Raw genomic sequence first — 18,997 nt, forward strand, 5'->3', positions numbered from 1 at the left:
TGGTTCAGTTTGTAATCATAAAGAGTGATAGTTTTGCCGGGCCGGCAGTGCCCCCGACCTGAATATTATCTATGTTGTAAAGAGATGCCGTATTGGTCGACTGCGTTCTGAAGTCAAGCCCGTCAATATAGGAGGCATTAATCCGCATCGCCACATTAGTGAGATCGACAACCAAGGTACCGGCTTGATTATAGCCGCCCGCCGGTGCCGCTTGCCACACCTTCAAGTTATAGGTGTCAGTCGCCGTGCTGAGATCGCCGATTGTCATCTCTATGCGATACCAGTTGGCCGTGCTGACACTAACGCTACTAATAGAGGACGCGTTGGTAACAAAATTTTGAAAATAACGGTTGGTCGTACCGCCCAGATTCAGCGTTGCAACCCACGCATTCCCCGCGCGAAGATCAAACGTGGGAGTCACGCCCGCCGAACCAGGGGCTCCATTTGATCTTATGTTAAAATCAAACGAGATTTTTACGTTCCCGTTATTGGATATCGACGTTGCGCCGCTGTTCGTTGAACTGTATATCAGCGTCTGATTCAGAGGATTAGTGGTGCTGGAATCAAATACATACAAAGACCTTAGAGTGGTGTTTGTCGTGAAAAAAGACCCGACACCGCCAATGCTGTTAGATTGGTTTCCGGCCATGCCTGTGCCTGTCCATCCGTTTCCACTGCCAATAAAGCCAGTAGCTCCGCCTGCGTAACTCTGGAAGTCTTCGGAATATAACCCGGCACCGTAAGCCGCTCCAACGGCTGCGAGCGCGAAAGCACCTGCTACTACTTTTTTAATAACGCACTTCATTTCGTTTCTCCTTTTTTGATTAAAGCCATTACCGGGTCTCATACGGATATAAGAAAAAAGAGTGCTCTCCGCAGAGAGCACTCTTAGCCGTCGCCGGTTCGTTTACCGACCGGCAAGCTGGCGGCGGATGAGCACCAACCCTCCCGCGCCAAAAACCAGCATCCCGATTGTAGCCGGTTCAGGGATGGTCACGACGGATATATTGTCGATGTTATAAAGAGATGCCGTATTGGTCGACTGCGTTCTGAAGTCAAACCCGTCAAAATAGGAGGCATTAACCCGCATCGCCACATTAGTAAGATCGACCACCAAGGTACCGGCTTGATTATAGCCGCCCGCCGGTGCCGCTTGCCACACCTTCAAGTTATAGGTGTCAGTCGCCGTGCTGAGATCGCCGATTGTCATCTCTATGCGATACCAGTTGGCCGTGCTGACACTAACGCTACTAATAGAGGACGCGTTGGTAACAAAATTTTGAAAATAACGGTTGGTCGTACCGCCCAGATTCAGCGTTGCAACCCACGCATTCCCCGCGCGAAGATCAAACGTGGGAGTCACGCCCGCCGAACCAGGGGCTCCATTTGATCTTATGTTAAAATCAAACGAGATTTTTACGTTCCCGTTATTGGATATCGACGTTGCGCCGCTGTTCGTTGAACTGTATATCAGCGTCTGATTCAGAGGATTAGTGGTAATGTTGTCATTTACATACAAGGATCTCAGAGAAGGGGTGTTTGCTGTGAAAAGAGACCCGACACCGCCAATACTGTTGGTCTGGCCTGAAGTCATGCCTGTGCCTGTCCAGCCGTTTCCACTGCCGATGAAGCCGGTAGCTCCGTTTGAGTAACTCTGGAAGTCTTGTTGGTACAATATACCTCCGTAAGAGACTCCGACTGCTGCGAGCACACATGCACCCACCATGATTATTTTGATCCATTTCATTTTCTGCTTCCTTTCATTTTCCGGTTTCTTTCGTCTCAGCGCACGACCACTTCCCGTGCGTATTTTCACTCAACGACTGATGTTATAATAACTATTTCTCGGGATGGCAATTTAAATTTTAATAATTAAATTAATCTATTACAGGCTCTGACGACTCAGCTCAGCCAAAAAGTATCCGGCAGAACGGCCCTGATCGTTTCCGCTAAAAAACAACCAGCTGTTTCCTTTCTACACCTGTTCGATTTCGATTCCGCCGACCAATCGGCGGGCTTCAACCATGGCGTTGGCTCTCACCGTGTATTCCCCGGAATCCAGCGTCTTGCATCCCGCAAGGGATTTCTTTTCCATAGCCACGCGGAGAAGCTGCTCCGCCAGCAGGGCATTGTTCCGCTCTGTTTCACTGCCACCGGTTTTCAGTTTTTCCGCTTTTGTCAGAATCAGTCTGCTCTGCATATCAAGGATTTCTCCCAGCGTAACCGCCACATCAGTGGAAAGGCTGTCAAGCTCAACTCCCCCGACCAGATGATGAGCCGTTAACAGATGCTCAAAACAATAGCTGTAGTTGAACGGGTGAATAATATGGGGCGCGTTCGGAAGCGTAGGCGGCCATTGGCCATCGCTATTGTAGCTGTTGGTCAGATGATACCAGCTCTTTTCCGCAACATGCTTCGGAAGCTGCATTTCAATCCGGCTGAGTTTTTCGCGGATAAGATCCTGCCACGGGCGAAGCAGTCTGGCCATCGGTGTGGAGGCCCAGGTGCTGGCCTGAGCTCCATGCCAGGCCGCATCATCATCCCAGGTAATGGGCTGTGTATTAGGCGTCAGCTCGCACGCCTCTGCAAAGGTGGCAAATTCCCCGCGCTGCTGAACTGCTTCAACCAGTGCAATCAGTTTTTCTTTGGCATCCGGAACACGCTCGAATACCCGATCCGGCTCGTTCTGATATTTCAAACGAAACCAGCCGTTCGTACCGATATATTCAGCATCATCCGCAAAAATAACCAAAGCGCCTTCGCCCATTCCTTTGCGATCCCCGCTATAACGGTCAATGGTTGCCAGATATTCCTCGTGGGAATACCCTTTCATCCCCATGAAATAGCGAACGGCATACTGGCACACGCGATCGGATCTCAAAAAGACTCTAAGCTCATCGGGCTCCAGTCCTTGCACATGATTAAAAGGATAGTGCAGAGCGTAGTCATCTGACGGCAGGTCATACTTGAAGTCGAAATTGTAAAAATTCTTTTCCTTGGTGGCTTCCTTCGCATAGATTTCAGGTCGTTGCGGGGTTCCGGACGGGCCGTTTTCGCAACGACTGTAGGATTCAAAGTCCCCGGTCAGATATTTGTATCCCGCATCCCGCACAATCCCGGGAACATAACTCCGCCAGCCGCATTCCGGATTCCAGAAACTGACCGGACGCAGGCCAAGAATCTTCTCATAGATCCGATGAGAAAATTCCAGCGTCCAAAGGCCGTCTTTTTCCGGAAAATTAGGCAACATCGGATGGGCATACGGGGAGCCCATGAACTCGCAAGAGCCGTTCTGGATGGCGGCTTTGAGTTTTTCAACCACATCCGGCGTATATTTTTCCATCATCTCAATGGTGTACCCGCTCGCTTCAAAAACATATTTGGTGCCGGGAAAATTCTTCCTCATGGTATCAATGGTCATCTCATAGGCTTCGCGGATTACAAATTCATACTGATCCGGTGTGAGATAGGCATAGTTCAAATTGGCGTGAAAAATCATTACATACTTCATTCGGCTTCCTTTGTGTTTGGTTGATACTGCATCATCTGTCTGCATTCAGGTTATGACCCGCCCCGGCGAATCGCTCCGGAATTCAGACGTGAAATTCTATTTTAATTCTTTCTCCATCGATCTTCTGCTCATCCATATCTTTTTCAATCAACAGCCTGTTTTCCAATGTCACGGTATTCGGGATCCAGCCCGGCATTCTTGATAATGTCCGGAACCATGGAGGCATCCATGGGAAGGATCCGGATATCCCCCGGTTGATTAAAAAGATACCGCTCCACCCCGCTTCCGGCCGAAGCGCAATTCTGCTGAAAGGTAATGCCCCCGCTGCGTTCGTCCATGTAGTAGCACTTGGGCGACGCTGCACCGACCGCCCATCCGGATGCATTCACATTGGAAACCACATTGCGGAAGATCAGACTGCCCGGCATTTCCGAGAGCGTATAGATTCCCGCTCCGTCGGAAAACAGCTCCATCGGACTATCAATGTGGTTCCACCGGATGAGGTTGTCGTGCATGGCATTCGGGACGGCGGTCCACCCCCACCCCACGCTGATCCCGCTGTAGGCCAGATGCCGCAACTCGTTATGCTCAATTTTCACCGCAACCGGCCAGCCGCTGAGAATGCCGACACTGCCGCCGTATTCATACCCGACCGACTCAATCCAGTTATTGTGAATCCAGTCGTTGACGCATAGATCCCGCTGATCGACCGGATTGTACGGTGTATGGATTTCCACATCCGGATCGGACAGCCGGGTATGAGAAACCGCTGTTCCGGCGATATCATAAAAAACATTTCCCGCCACTTCACAGTCGTGTGTCCCGTAATGCAAATCCAGACCGGTGCTCCCCAGTTTTTTGAACACATTGCGTTTGAAAACCAGATGGCCCGCACAGGCGACATAAACCGCAGACGGAGGCCGTCCGACATATTGAACATCTTTGTCAGTCGGCTCCAGACTGTACTGCCCGGCCTGCACATTGAGATACCCCCGGTCACTCGGCATCGTCCAGCTGGAATGCATGAAAGTCAGCCCTTCAAAACGCAGATACTCCACCGGTTGATCCAGAGTGCCTTTAACGGAAAGTAATGTCTCAAGCTGAGGGACAATCACTTCAGCAGAGTCCATTTTCTCTCCGGCTCTCGGCAGATAGCAGCAGATCCCTTCCCGGCGGCTGAGACTCCATTCCCCCGGTCGGTCGATAAATTCCCGAGCATTTTCAAAGTGAAAGGATTGTCCCGGCAGTTTCATAGGATACCGGCGCCGGAAGACCATATCCCGTTCCGGATTTTTCACGGTCAGCTCAACGCCCTGAGCCTTGACTGAAAAGGTTTCCAGCCGCATAAGAGCAACGCTCCACTGCATCTGGACATACATTTCCACCTCATCAAAATGCTGCCAGTCCCGCACTGTTCCGGGGGGCAAAAGAATCGTCTGATTCTGTTCGTTCCATTCCGCCAGATTCAGATAGCTGCCCGGATTTGGAAACCGAGAACGGGAAGCTTTTCTGCCATTGACATAGAGTTGACGAAAATCCAGTCCGCCGGTGGAAGCCTGATAGAGCAACTTGCCGACTTTTTCCCAGCCATCAAGGTGCCGTCCGCCGCTAAGAACCGGCTGCTCTCCGGGATAAGCCTGATAAACAACCGGATGGGACGCTGTTCCGGAATCCCGCACATCGAATTCGATCGTTCGTTCAAGGGTATACGTGCCGCCGCGCAGATGCACCACCGTTTTCCCCGGCTTGCTTTTATCGGTCTTCCGCGCAGCCCGCTGTGCCCGTTCAACCGTTTTAAAAGGAGAATCCTTGATCCCGTCATTCTGATCGGACCCTTGAGGTGCAACATAAAATTCGTGACAGGAAGCAGGCGTCATCTGTTTTTACTCTGAGGGTTGGTTGATTCCGCGGAAATTATTTTACCGACCGTTCATCCAGCTTCACATTGTCCAGATAGAAACAGGTGCGGTTCGTTCCCGGACTCATGAACCCCAGCCACTGCAACGCTTTCGGACGGCCAGCGGTGTCAATTCCTTGAAAAATGCGGGGCGGCCCCTCCGGCGGCATAACAGTTAAATCAAACTTCCCCGTACTATCCGGCCCGAGAACGTAATCTATCTGAAAATGGATCCATTTATCTGAAGGCAATGTAAGAAGCGTCCGCTGACCTGCAAGGAGATCCCCGTTGCTGCTCACCGTCAATGACGGGCCTGTCCTGTAGAATTTTCCATGATCGCGCGTTTCGATGCTGAATGCCGCGCCGGGATCCAGACGCAAATCAAAAGAAAGGCGAACAGAGCCGTTCCAGAAAGCCCCTTTATAAAAAAGATGCGGACTCCAGGCCGGCGACAGATCCGGAGTATCTGAAAATTTCAGACTGTTCTTCCCCGTTGCAGCGGTCTGATCTGTAACGGTCAGTGCTCCTGATTTTCCAGAACGTAAGGAGTCCAGATCAGGCGGTCTGCCGACCGCCGTATTTTCAAACCCTTCGCCCGCTGACAGAGCAAACCCTTCGCCGGATGGAATTTTAAACGGTACACGAATAATCTGCTTTGGGGCCTGAACCCAGCGGTCATCGCCGTAAAGCCCCGCCTTCCGGCCTGCGTCAACAGGATTAAATCCAAGCTTCAGTGCCGGGGAATTTTCTTTAAGCCGGAAATCAAATTCAGCGGGATTTACAAAGCCGGGATCGGCAATGACAGAATGCCGGTCGTGCCCCCGTGCATGCCAATTTGTGAAGGCTCCTCCGTTGAAGTTCGGCTCGGCAGCTCCGGTACTCCAGTAAAGATTGGAGTCCATGTTGTATGCCTTGTCGTTTGTCCAGTCCCCGAAAAGCATTTCTTTGCCTGAGTGATATACGATGTTCTGTTTGAATGTGAAATAGAACTCTTCATTCTTGGGGGCACAACGGATGCTTTCGTCGCCGGTTAATGCAAAGATATTGTTGCGTAGCGTGTTGTTGCGGGCCCAGTGGGATATATAGCCTTCGCTCTTCGTATTGTAGACAATGTTGCTTTCCAGCACAGTGTACTCACTGCCCTCGTCATTATAGAGTCCCCATCCGCCGTAGCTGTAGGAGTAGATATCATGAATCACATTGTTGGCAATCCGCGTTCCGGGCGATACCCCCAGCGTATAGACACCGCTCATATCACTGAGCACCGCACGGCCCAAATGATGGATATGATTATATTCGATGATGTTGTCGTGCGCAGTAGTGGGATTGAACTGCCATTGCCAGCCGACGGAAATGCCGGAATAATCCAGATCGCTGATTTCATTGTGGGTAATGCGGTTGTAGGAGCTATGAGTCATCCAGATTCCGATGCCGGCATGAAAAATATGGCTGCTGTCATGTATCCAGTTGTTATCAATGATCGTATTTCCAGTCTGCCATGCGTCATTTTCCGGCAGCTTCACCTCACCAATACGCAACCCTCCGGCACCTAGATCATAAATATGGCAGCGTTGTATACGATTGCTTGTGCATCCCCGCTCCAACCACATGGCATACGCGCCGACATGAGCGATCTCACATCCTTCAAAGACGCTGCGGCGCAGGCCACGGGCAAAAACCGCCTGTGACTTCATGTCGCTATGATTCTGTCCGTCCGCGCTGTTATCTTTGGAAAGATCCCATTCGCTGTGCTGAAAAGACAGGCTGCGAAAGACCAGATACTCAATCCATTTTCCGGCATCCGGATCGCCTTCTAAATGCAACACCTCCTTGTGGCGCGGAGCAATACTGACCGCTTTTGTCATGTCCTCGCCCGGCAGAGGAAAATACAGAAGCTGTCCTGTTTTCCGGTTCAAATACCATTCACCCGGCACATCAAGCGCTTCGCGGTAATTCTCAACAATATAACGCTGGCGTGTTTCCCAGTAGCTGGGCGTCCAACGGCTGGGCGCAGTAAAACGGACGGTTTGATTACTCGTATCGAGGTTTTTTATCCAGTGATGAGATGTCGTCCATGAATGAAAAAGAACGATCTGAGCATCATCGAGATTATCCCAATCCTTCAGATCCTGATCCGCGTAACGAAACCCGATACAGGTTTCCAGACTGTAGCGGTCTTCTTTATTATATTTCTTCGATAAAGGGCCTGTTGTTCGCAGATACCCTTCGTTGGGGGTTCGGGCACGGGTGCGCCGTTCACCGTTGATAAACAGTTGGTTAAAATACCAGGATCCTGCACGCACTTCCGGAACATCAACCGCCCAGAGGCCGTTTGTCAAAGGATACCAGCCTGTGATGGCCCGACCCGCACTGAAGACCGGTTTTTCTTCCGGATAGGCGGCATAAATAATCGGCGCCGTCTCGCTGCCGGAATCGGCAGAGGTAAAAGCCAGCGGTTCATTCAGGAAATAGGTGCCACCGCGAATCAGGATGGTAATGGGAGCATTGGTGCCCGCTGCTTTAAATCGGCGTACCGCATCGCGTGCATGGCCCGGCGAGGCGAACGGCCCATCTGTACCGGCTTTGTTGGGCACAGCGAGCGTTCCCGACCAAGCATCATTTCCGTTGGTGGCAACGAAAAAATCCGCTTTTGGGACGACAGTTCCCATCCCATTGACATGAACGGTAAAGACCGAAAGTACAGTAGCGAAAACGACAAATACCGCTGTGGTGTAATTTTTACTTCCTCGCATAATTGTTCCTTTTCTAAATCGTCTCTAGCACGTCAACCTTAACTTATCGGCAGAGGTTAGAGTCCCGACTCCGCCGCTTCTTTTGCCTGCAAACGAAGCCGGATTTCATCCATCTTCTCTTTCGTTAAAGGATAGATATGGACAAAATATATGGCTGATAAGGCCAGTACTCCCGGAAGAACAGCAAACATAATCCGAAGGTTGGATACCGCCTGTTCTGACTGTTGCTGCAAACTCGTATCAATTCCTGCAACAACAAGAAGAAAGCCTGCGACACCGCCAGCAATTGCAACTAATGATTTGAAAACAAATGACTTAACGGCACTGAACACACCTTCCCGGCGCACGCCAGCCTGCAATGCATCATAATCACATATATCGGCTAACCACAGAAATGTAACCGTTTGCATGCCAATAACTCCCGGAGCAGTAAGCAATGTGGTGAGCACCGCCAACATGGGGAAATGTGGATTATAAGCCCACCAGCTCGACGCGGATCCAGCTGTAAGCAATAAAATAGAAAGATACAGAGTTTGCTTATCACCGATTTGTTTAATGATTGTTTTGATAAAAATTGAAAATACGACCGCACTAATCCCCCAAGTCATTCCAATATAGCCCCATAATTTAGCCATAGCGGCACTGTCGCCATTGAATATATGATATGTGCCCACAAATATATTAAATCCGCCCACCAGCGAAAAACCAAGCATGGTCAACGTAGCAACTGCCATCATAATCCAAAAAGGACGGCACTTAAGCGACTCCGTTAAAGCCGTCCGCAGAGGGATATAAGCTTGTTTCATTACCGCCGGGTTTTCTCTGGAGGCGGCCACTGAAACAATGGAAAGAATCACACAAATAACTCCGATAATCAGTCCGACCGTGCGAGCACCCTCAAGTACGTTTCCGCCGAATATCGGACAATAAAACAATTTATAAGCCCATGGCGTCACAAGGGTAACCAGCCCCCATATCAAACTTCTATTACTCATCACGCGCGCGCGGACATCGGGGTCCATCGACAGCTCGTTCCCCAGTGCGTAGTAGGGAACAAAATACAGAGTCGCCCCTACATAAAACAGTGAGTTCATTATAAAAAAGTAAACAAGAATCCCAGTTTCTCCCCAGCTCGGTGAAGGGGTCCAGGTTAACCAGAAAGAAAGACCCATAATCAATCCGCCAAGAAACATCCATGGCCGACGACGCCCCCAGCGGCTTTTGGTATTGTCTGAGACCCACCCCATCGCAATATCAAGAATCGAGTCCAAAAAACGGGGAATCGCAATCGCCGCACCAAGCCAAGCCGGATTAACTTTAAGGTCTATACTATAAAAAGGCATCACAACAATACTCAGTGTACTGATCATGACGATCTCGATAGCTTTTCCCATATTGTAGCCGACAATACGGCCAATACTTAACGGTAGGTCATAACTGCTTGCGGTACTTTTTAAATCCCTCATTTGAACCCTCTCATGATTATTCGTCATTTGAAGCGAGTCTCAACACCCAGCCAGCCTCATGACTACAGAATACTCTGATTCAACCGTCGGAGCAGTCTCCGATTAGTATCCACCCCGCGTATTGTTAACTAAACCCTCCGGGTAGCCCCGGCAGCCCCGGCCTCTTTAAGAATATCCGATATTTTTACAATCGCCTTCGATTGGATCGAACGCTCAGCGGCTTCTCCTACCACCACAGACCAGAATCCGTCGCGTGCAGTCGGATAACACACCGGCTTCCCTGCAATTGCATCGTAAAATGTTTCGTGTTCAAGAAACGTCGATCCGCCATGATTACCGGTTTCTGCTACATGCGGCGGAAATGTTACATGCCCGCAGAAACTGGGCAAATTACCCCGTCGCCAGATTTCCAGTTTATGATCCGGTTTATCCACAACGCGAATCCGTCCGGCCGTGCCGTTAATAATGAGCTCTTCCGAATCGGCAACACCATAGGAAAACATACACTCGTTCAGACAGGCGCGGACTCCATTGTCGTATTCAACCAGAACAAATGCGTGATCCAGAATATCTGATTTTTCCCCGCGGAATTCAAAATCCAGAAAATTCACGGCCGCTCCCCCGCTGGCATAGACACTGACCGGCAAGGCATCCGGTCCGGCACAAACATTAAATAAATCAAAATAATGGCAGCATTTTTCGACTAAAGTTCCGCCGGAATACTTCGAAAATTTATTCCATTGTCCTACTTTATCCAGAAAAGGAAATCTGTTCTCGATCATAGAGATCATACATGGCTTGCCGATCGTTCCTCGATTGTTCAACTCATCAATAGCCAGCATGTATGTACATTTCTGCCTGTATTCCAAACCCACCTGAAAAACAGAAGGATAAGCTTCTGCTATTTTCACCACTTCCCAACCTTCGCGACTCGTCGTCGTCATCGGCTTTTCCAACAAAATCGGTTTACCGCTGGCAGCAACCTCCTGTACCACTTCAAGGTGTGTGTAGTTTGGGGTGGCAATAATGACAGCATCGACCTCTGGGTCGGCTACCGCTTCTGCTATACTGCGGTATTTGATGACACTGGAATAATCCGCGAACCATTTGGCTGCGGATTGCAAACTCAGCTCATTGGGGTCATAGAGTCCGCGGACAACCGCACGCTTTGTCCTCAAGGCGGTCCAGATATGCTCTTGTCCCATAGCACCTGCGCCAATGACCGCTAAACGTATTTTTTTCTCCTCGGCTCCTTTAGTCGCCTGAAGATCCTCTTCTGTAAAAAAATCCAACTTGAGACTGCCTGGAATATGATGTCCGCTCATGATTTATTCTCCCGTTAAACGATCCCGTGTTTTTCATGCCAGCTGAGTGTGATAGTAGAGTTGATTTTTTTGATGGTGGCAAGAAAACTTTAATTTTTATAATAATACAAAATCTCCGCTGGCAGAAATCCCTTGCAAACCACACGCAGATCATCCAGCCGAAGGCTCCTGCCGCACGGAGGCTCGTTCACCTTTATTTTTTTATATCCACCCAGACCGGACTGGACCAGGCCATCTGAGCATCTGCCTGTGTTATCCGAATATAGTACCATTCCCCCCTGCCCAGCTCGTCTGTAACAGACAGCCCGCCGCTTATATCATCACCCGTACCATCCCAAGTTTTAATTACCTCATTATTTCGAAGAAGCTCGACCTTTTTTATGCTACCGGTGCCGATTGCACGAAAGGAAATAGTTCTCTGGTCTTTCGGACTTAGCTTGATTTCACTTCCCATCGGAAATCCGTTTACGGTAAAAAATACAAGGATACGCGCTCCACTGACCGCATAACAATGGCGGTCATACAGAGAGTTAAAAAGGGATTCCCTCGCCAATTCGGAACTGAGGATTACCGCCATTCCCTCACCAATACCGGGCCGACCCCAATGCGTATCCGTTGAACCGATAAACCCCAGCCGGTGGCCCATTGACAGCGCGGTCTGCACACTGGATCCAACATCCTCAGGAAAAACAATACGAAGCTCCGGATTCGGGCCGCCGGGGGCTTCAGAAGATCCTCGGTTTTGATCAATTTCAACGATTCTTTGGTATTTATCATTACTCTTTGACCAATCCAAAGGGCCCCACACATACGACCCATCCGCCTTCAGGCCACCCCGCATGTTAGAATGATGAGGAACAGTGAGAGCTCGCACATGGTGTTCATCAAGAAATTTCCACCAAGGGGCCGTGTTGTCGCCGCCTTTAGGCTGCTCTGGCCCTTTGTCATCAGGATAATAAACATTCCGGTGTCCATAGCGCCCAGAACTCCATTCAAACCCGATCATGGTGGGAAAATGCAAAGGCACGTTATGCCGGTTGCCAGCCGCTATCAACTCCTTATACTTTTCCTCCCGGGGCGAGTGATCTGACAACGCCGCGAAATCCAAGCCGCAAAAATTACGCGCATGTTCATACGCATGATCCGGCGAGCCCACAGCGTCCGTTGAAATCTCACAGTGAACATGAATGTCCCCAAAGAAGATCCCCGGTTCTGTTTTTTCCCGGGGCAATACCGGATTGCTTACACTTTTTATTGATTTATACGACGCGGTAATTCTGGTTACCACATCCGGCTGAAAGATGGCTTCAAAATGTTTAAAGCCCCGATCCGATTCTTTAAACGTATAGGACATGGGAAGGTCGGTTTCCGCACTGCAAGATATTTGAACCGTACCCGAGAAGTTTGTGACCGGATTATCGTATTTATCCGTTACCGCAATGGTAACCCGCCCTTTCTGTCCCTTGACCGGGCGCGCTTCAGCAGTACAGAACAGTTTCCCGGGAGCCCGGCTGCATGCACTGAGACGAATTCTGTTCTTTAGCCGGATTTCCTTGCCATCGGCAGTCAGTATAAAGGCATAAATTCCGCCCTCTAAATTATTCACCTCAGGGAACCGCATGGAAAATGCAATACGGACTTTCTCTCCAGGCAGGATTTTGCAGGCGTCCACTTTCAAAACAGCGAGCGGAGTGTATATAGGCTTGGGCCAGGTTGCATTTTTATAGGGTTCAGCGACACCACTCAGAACCGCGCCGTTCTGCGTTTTAATATCTACTTCAGGCTTGGGTTCAAAGGCGGATGCCGTCCTCCAGTAATCCCATCTCAAACAAATCGACTCACCTATTTTCACCCCTTCGCTACCGGCAGTATACACAAAAGTACATTGTGAAAATTCGCCTGCAGGATTCTCATCGTTCTCCAACAAACAAATGGTTCCGTATTTTTTATCCACATCTTCAGCAACCGCAGACGCATCAGCTTGCACTTGATTTCTTACAGGAACCGTGAGTCCTGACCCTTCTGCAAGAGTGGCGGATCGGAGCGGCTGCAAAGCGATAAACCCCAGCAACAGATAAACAGCCATTGAACTACGCACCATGCACCTCATTTTTAGTTGACCCGCCGACACCATTGATGGATTAATTAATATATTTTTTTAATTTTTAATAACAAGGGGATTGCAAATGAAAATAAAGACGAAGGTTTTTTCCTGCTTGGTTTTATTATTAAACGTCTCAGCTTTTGCGGCTGCAGACTCCTACACATATGACTGTGTCACAGCAGAAGAATTGAGGATGCGAGACGGAATCCCTAACTTTTTTGTAAAAATTCAATCGGAAAAAGAGATCCGGATTGCTTACCTCGGAGGCAGTATCACTGAAGCAAACGGCTGGAGGGTCAAGACCATGGCCTGGTTTAAGCAACAGTATCCAAAGGCCCGTTTTGTGGAAATTAATGCGGCTATCTCAGGAACAGGGTCGGATTTTTCTGCCTGCCGGCTCGATGCCGATGTGTTGCCAAACAAACCGGATCTGGTTTTTCTGGAGTGCCGGGTAAATGGCGGCGGGGGCTTCGAGCGCGAATCTGTTGAAGGCGTCGTGCGGCAAATCTGGAGGGATAACCCTCAAACAGACATCTGCCTCATTTACACAATCTCGCTGCCGATGCTCAAAGATATTCAGGCGGGAAAGACGCCAGGGTTCGGACGAAAAATGGAAACTATAGCTAATCACTACGGCATTCCGAGCATTGATCTGGGAGTCGAAATCGCAAAACTCGAAAAGGAAGGAAAACTGACCTTTAAGGCCGCTGAACCGGAACAAGGCAAGATACTGTTTTCCAAAGACGGAACCCATCCCGGCGATGAAGGACACCAGATATACGGTAAGATCATCGCCCGCTCCATGCTTAAAATGCAGAGCCAAGCGAACGTGATGAAACACACATTGGGTGAACCGTTAGATCAAAACTGCTGGGAAACCGCATCATTGCTTCCAGTCAACGCGACGGAACTTAGTGCCGGCTGGGTTTCTGTGGATGAGGAAGACGTAAATTACAATGTCAAGCGTACCAAAGACATGTTGCGCAAAGCAGTAAAGTGCAATCAAATCGGAGAAACCATAACGGTCAGATGGAACGGAACTACCGTCGGATTTAGCGATATCCCATGCGGCGATGGCATGGTCGTTGAGGCCGTTATAGATGGAAAACAGCCGATTACTATGGAACGCAAGCAAACCGCGGAACGCAAGAACTCGCGCTTCTGGTACCTTCCTGCACAATCACCCGGAGACCATGAAGTTCGCTACACCATTAAACAGTTACCCGCCGGGGAATCCTTCTACGCCGGGCAGTTCCTGATTGTTGGCACTCCGATTAAACGGTAGCCGAGCCGTCCATTGTACCCCGGTCAATCTTTCCGGCTGATCAAGGCCCAGATAATCAGGGGACGGAAATTAATGATGGCGCGAAAACGCGCATCTTCAGTCCATGCCGCCGGAGACTGAAACCACAGCCCGAATTTCTTGTAGGCCGTGTTGTACAGACAATCCAGCAATGCATCCGCCTCCTGTTTCAGCCCGGCATCCAGAAGCTGCCCGGCAAAGGAAAGATTCAGGCCATACAGAATCTCACTGCGTTGACATTCCTTTGTATTGAAGTTGCTCTCCCCGGATTGCCCCGCCTGTCTCCAGCCGGTGATATTGACGGCTCCGACATTTCGTCCGTATTCGACAAAATTACGCTGATAGACCCTGCTGAGATGTGCGCGATAACGGTCGGGAGAAATCAGATTTTTCAACCCGCAGATACCGGCGAACCAGATACCGAACAGCCCGTCGACAAAAAGTGCGTCCGGCGACTCTCCTTCTGTATCCAGCCGATAATTTGTCCCATTCCAAAGCTTCTCCTCGAATGCCTTGCCGGCAGAAGCCGCTATGGGGCGCCATTCCGTTATAAAGGTCTGGTCGCCGATCCGTTCGGCCATTTTGACCGCCGCGCTGATCGCACCGAGCCACAACCCGCCGCAATAGCAGCTTGGCCCCCTCATAGGAATGTTATCCATCGTTTGGTCGGGAGTGCCATCATTCTCGATCAACCCGTCATGATCTGTGTCGAATTTTTTCAGGTACCGCAATGCCGCCCTTACCGCTGGCCAGGTCTCTCGCAACAGTTCGTCATCATTAAGGAAAATAACGTCCCTGTAAATATTCAGAACAAACTGGCAGTTCAGATCTTTCCACTTGTTGGATTCCTGCCAGCTGTAGTTATTGATGGAAAATATGGGATCGTCATTCGGATCGCCAAGATCATGAGGAACGGCGCCAGCTATATTTGACTGAAATAAATGCCCTCTGGACATACAATTCCGCAAATAGTCGTCCTCGCGGAATACACCGGCGGCGAGGCGTCTGATGACGTTCTTTTCCAGTTCCGGCCAATAGTACATAAACAGAAATGAACCGTATATCCAGAGATCCAGCGTGCAATAATACGGATAGTCAGGGCACTCTATAACCGCAAAAATTGAATCCTGACCGGGATTTTCCTTAGTTCCATCTGTCCAGACCGTCAGCCCGTCAACCGCCAGATAGGATTCATTGAAAAGCATCGCGAAAAAGGAATCGGGCATCGTTGGATTCTCGCGAATAACCGTTTGATGCCAATTGTCAATTTCCTGCGCCCATTCCGGAAATTTATTCAACGCTTCCGTAGCAAGCGCAACCGCATTTTCCCCGGATCGGTCAAAATGGCGGGTATACTGCCGCCAATGTTCACGACCATTTCCGAATTCGATCAGCGGCAGATCCCACGACAGCACCATCGGTACAGATTGCGTTTCTTTTGGTTCAAGCCGTAATTTTACGCAGAGGGCGCCCGCCATATCCGCTTCCGGAACAGTCCTGTAGCCGGGTCTGTCGTCCAGATTGCCATCGCTGACGAAATCTTTCCAGATGTCGCTTCCGTCTGTTACGGATGAAGGAAAGGCCAGACGCCTTGTAACATTCCGATTTTCTGCCGGTGCGGTGGCAATACAGAACTGCCCGAGGCCCTCCCGGATATTCAGGCCGTTGCCGGCGCGCTCCATCACAATGCCACAACAGCCGCTATCATCAACAAGCCGGTTGCAGTTTCCGCCGCTTTTGCTGTGCGGTTTATCGCGGGAAAAGTCATTGAACCAGCCAACCATATTGGCAAGGCTGAACATCAGTGACACGTCCACCGGACGGTCATGAGGGTTGGTTATCTTCCAATCAAATACCCCGACAGGCAGGCTGGTCTCACGATATCGCCCGGGAAGAATCGGCGAGAACTGTTCGCACAGCAGCTCAACCGCCAATTCGTCATTTGCCGGATAGTGATACCAGGCCTTCGGATAAAGTGCATAGTATGCGGCCCCCTTGCCGGAGTAGCTCCAGTTCCAGGCGGACAGATCAGCTCCAGAAGAGTTGTCGTCCGGTCTCTGACGCGGATATCCAGGATGCAAGGCCACAGCCTGCGGATCTTCACCGTCAAATTGAGTCCGGACGGAAAACATATTTTCCGGTATACAGAAATTCTTTACCGCCCCGGCCTTGACCGTCCACCGGTTAAAACTTCCGCGATAACTCCGGACGATACCGCCTGTACCAAACCCGCCAAGGGGCGCGCCCTGATATGAACCGCAACTCTGGAGTGTTGGACGTGCCGGTGTTGCATTGACCTCCGGCTGATCCGTCATTCCAATTGACCATGCCTGCCGCGGTATCTTCGTACACACTGTCATATTCAGTCCTTACATTCGATGCCGAGATTTTCCATCAGAGCATAAAGATGTTTCTTCACGTGCCCTTCGGCAATAACCGGATGGTGAGGGAATCCCGCTTTAACCATTCGGATGAAATAATCGTTGATATCGACTGAGTCAAAACAGCCTGTTCCGTTGGTTCCTTTAAGATGACGTTTCGGTTCAACGGTTTCCCCTTCGATTGCTGTGAACAGATACTTTCCGTTCAGGTGCCACAGGCGGAAGAGCGTGATCGGCATGCCGGATTTGAGCGTGGCATCAACCACCGCTGGATTGCGATTGTTGAAGTGGCGGGCGATCTTCGGAGGAACCTTGCTGTCCAGCCCCTGACACATCTGAAACGGCGCGGCACCGCCATGCCACAACGTAATATGGTGTTCGTCATGTTCAAGCCAGTCGGACAAATAGCAGGCTCCGCAGCCAACAGCGTATCCAAGCAGGCAGCTCAGAGCGCCGTCGGTATCGCCTTCGCAGGCGACGGCATAGCCTTCGGAGGAGAGCCGGGCCATGGCCAGATACGGCCATTGAGTGGAAGAAAGTTCAGGCCAATCCCTTACGCTTAGCGCGTTCAGCGGCAGAGTATCCATCATTTCTTTCATGCACAGGTAATACTTCGATGACAGCAGCAGGTCGGCTTCACTGATATCATCCTCACACAGCAACCCGAGCTGTTTCATTTTTTTGAGATCGGCCTTGGCCGCTTCATCGCTGACAGCGTGAATGCTGTCAATAAACTCATGCATGCTGATGTGGAATAACTCGGTATGGAGATTTGCCTTCATTGACGCGGGATCAACGTGCATATCAATAAACCCGGGTGCATGATAACCGACCAGCCCGGCGCTGCCGTTGCGGATAAGTGAATAGGCATAGGCCCGGTAAACCGCGTTGCTGAAATCCCGCACCGTTTGAGCTTCCCCGGGCATGCCATAAACAAACTCAAAAGGATGTCCCGTCTGGGCCAGCGTGGCGGTAAAGGTGTGGGCACCGACCAGTGAGCAGGCGCTGATCATGGACCCCTCCTGCTTTTCCGGTGTTGCCCAGAACACAACCGGCGCACGGCTGTGCTGAGCAAGAACCGGAGCCATACGCCCATCGCTCATCGTCGGTTGGAGTGCAATATAGACCTGACAGCCTTTGTCTTCACAGACTTTCATAGCCTGCCGCATTGAGATGCCGTCGACAACTTTCCCTTCCGGAATGAACACGTCGAAGGGGGAGTTCTTCAACTGCCCGCGCACCAACCCTTCAATATGGTCGCCCCATTCCGGCACGAACCCGGCGCGTTTGCGCTTCAGAAACAAAACCCCGATTTTCACTTTCGGCTTTGGATGATCTGTAAAAATATTCATTATGCCTTTCCTTCCGAGCCTACGGCTCTGATGATTTCTTTCATGTCTTTCTTCAGCAGATCTTTTACTTCCCGCATAATCCGCCAGGCGTGCCACAGATGCTCCATGGAATCAGTCAGTTCATTGAAATACTTGATATAGTTAAATCGGAAGGCCTCGCCAAAGTTCACCTTGTTCATGCCATATTGCACCAGCTTGGAAACATCCTCCATCGAAATGCCGCAGGTTCCGTGCTGTACCAGCGGAACATCCAGCGCGCTGCGCAGTTTCTTCAGCAGCTCAAAATCAATCTCGGTCTGCTTCTGATAAACTCCATGTGTCGTACCGACAGAAACCGCCAGCATATCCACATCCACTTCGCTCATAAACCGCCTGGCTTCCGCCAGATCGGTTTTGGCAGGTGTTATCGACGGCTTTTCAGCAACCGCGATCCGGCCGATGCGTTTTTCCCTGGACGGCTCGTTGCCTTTGACATATCCGACTTCCGCCTCAACGGAGCATCCCAGAATCCGGGCCAGCTCGACCACTTTCTTGGTTTTGCAGATATTTTCGTCCAGCGGATCATGTGAAGCATCGAACATAAACGAAGTGAATCCGGCCTGAAACGCCTTCGCTGCGCTGTCGAACGTGTGCCCATGGTCGACGTGCAACGCGACCGGAACGGTGATGTTCAGTTCGTCCATTAGATGGCCGGCCATGATGCAAAAATAATTGAATCCACGATACTCCATATTCGGTTCGTAGGACTGAAGAATCAGGGGGGATTTCATCTCCTGCGCCGCTTCCAGTGCCGCCCGGGCGATATCATACGTTGCTCCGTTGGCATTGAATGCCGGGATCGCATACCCGCCATCTCTTGCGGCTTCGACCATTGCTTTCGCATTAACAAATTTCATCTGGGTTCC

Annotated in this window: 12 protein-coding genes; 1 reads left to right on the forward strand and 11 read right to left on the reverse strand. The window is 50.4% G+C overall.

What is annotated here, in order from left to right:
- Positions 1-4 precede the first annotated feature (4 nt).
- The 8 genes from HOO88_05925 to HOO88_05960 all read right to left on the reverse strand — a co-directional run bounded on the left by HOO88_05925 (position 5) and on the right by HOO88_05960 (position 13,038).
- Entirely contained in the window at positions 5-805 is an 801-nt protein-coding gene (locus HOO88_05925; GenBank protein NOU36288.1) for a hypothetical protein, read from the reverse strand.
- Between the two features lie 102 nt (positions 806-907).
- Positions 908-1,747 (reverse strand): PEP-CTERM sorting domain-containing protein, encoded by an 840-nt coding sequence (locus tag HOO88_05930; GenBank protein ID NOU36289.1) that lies wholly within the window; start codon positions 1,745-1,747, stop codon positions 908-910.
- A gap of 228 nt (positions 1,748-1,975) precedes the next feature.
- On the reverse strand, positions 1,976-3,511 hold the full coding sequence (locus HOO88_05935) for a hypothetical protein (protein ID NOU36290.1): 1,536 nt from the start codon (positions 3,509-3,511) through the stop codon (positions 1,976-1,978).
- 143 nt (positions 3,512-3,654) lie between these two features.
- Positions 3,655-5,388 carry a hypothetical protein gene (locus HOO88_05940; protein NOU36291.1) on the reverse strand — a complete coding sequence of 578 codons (1,734 nt, stop codon included), beginning with the start codon at positions 5,386-5,388 and terminating at the stop codon, positions 3,655-3,657.
- A gap of 37 nt (positions 5,389-5,425) precedes the next feature.
- The gene (locus HOO88_05945) at positions 5,426-8,161 is read right to left on the reverse strand and encodes a hypothetical protein (GenBank protein NOU36292.1); all 2,736 of its coding nucleotides are present in this window, start codon (positions 8,159-8,161) and stop codon (positions 5,426-5,428) included.
- A 56-nt stretch (positions 8,162-8,217) separates the two neighbouring features.
- A complete protein-coding gene (locus tag HOO88_05950; GenBank protein ID NOU36293.1) occupies positions 8,218-9,627 on the reverse strand; it encodes a hypothetical protein in 1,410 nt (469 codons plus the stop codon).
- Between the two features lie 128 nt (positions 9,628-9,755).
- Positions 9,756-10,952 (reverse strand): Gfo/Idh/MocA family oxidoreductase, encoded by a 1,197-nt coding sequence (locus tag HOO88_05955; GenBank protein ID NOU36294.1) that lies wholly within the window; start codon positions 10,950-10,952, stop codon positions 9,756-9,758.
- A gap of 193 nt (positions 10,953-11,145) precedes the next feature.
- Positions 11,146-13,038 (reverse strand): CehA/McbA family metallohydrolase, encoded by a 1,893-nt coding sequence (locus HOO88_05960; GenBank protein ID NOU36295.1) that lies wholly within the window; start codon positions 13,036-13,038, stop codon positions 11,146-11,148.
- A 100-nt stretch (positions 13,039-13,138) separates the two neighbouring features.
- Between HOO88_05960 and HOO88_05965 the strand changes: the two genes are divergently transcribed.
- Positions 13,139-14,341, forward strand: a complete 1,203-nt coding sequence (locus tag HOO88_05965; protein NOU36296.1) for an SGNH/GDSL hydrolase family protein — start codon at positions 13,139-13,141, stop codon at positions 14,339-14,341.
- A gap of 23 nt (positions 14,342-14,364) precedes the next feature.
- On the opposite strand, the gene HOO88_05970 is transcribed toward HOO88_05965, so the two are convergent.
- The 3 genes from HOO88_05970 to HOO88_05980 are packed head-to-tail and all read right to left on the reverse strand — an operon-like array spanning position 14,365 to position 18,988.
- On the reverse strand, positions 14,365-16,674 hold the full coding sequence (locus HOO88_05970) for a hypothetical protein (GenBank protein NOU36297.1): 2,310 nt from the start codon (positions 16,672-16,674) through the stop codon (positions 14,365-14,367).
- Positions 16,675-16,721: 47 nt separating this feature from the next.
- Complete coding sequence (locus HOO88_05975) at positions 16,722-18,092, reverse strand: sugar isomerase (protein ID NOU36298.1); 1,371 nt, start codon at positions 18,090-18,092, stop codon at positions 16,722-16,724.
- Entirely contained in the window at positions 18,092-18,988 is an 897-nt protein-coding gene (locus tag HOO88_05980) for a class II fructose-bisphosphate aldolase (GenBank protein NOU36299.1), read from the reverse strand. The genes HOO88_05975 and HOO88_05980 overlap by 1 nt, the downstream gene beginning before the upstream one ends.
- Positions 18,989-18,997 lie beyond the last annotated feature (9 nt).

The sequence above is a fragment of the Kiritimatiellaceae bacterium genome, assembly GCA_013141415.1.
Classification (GTDB): domain Bacteria; phylum Verrucomicrobiota; class Kiritimatiellia; order Kiritimatiellales; family Tichowtungiaceae; genus Tichowtungia.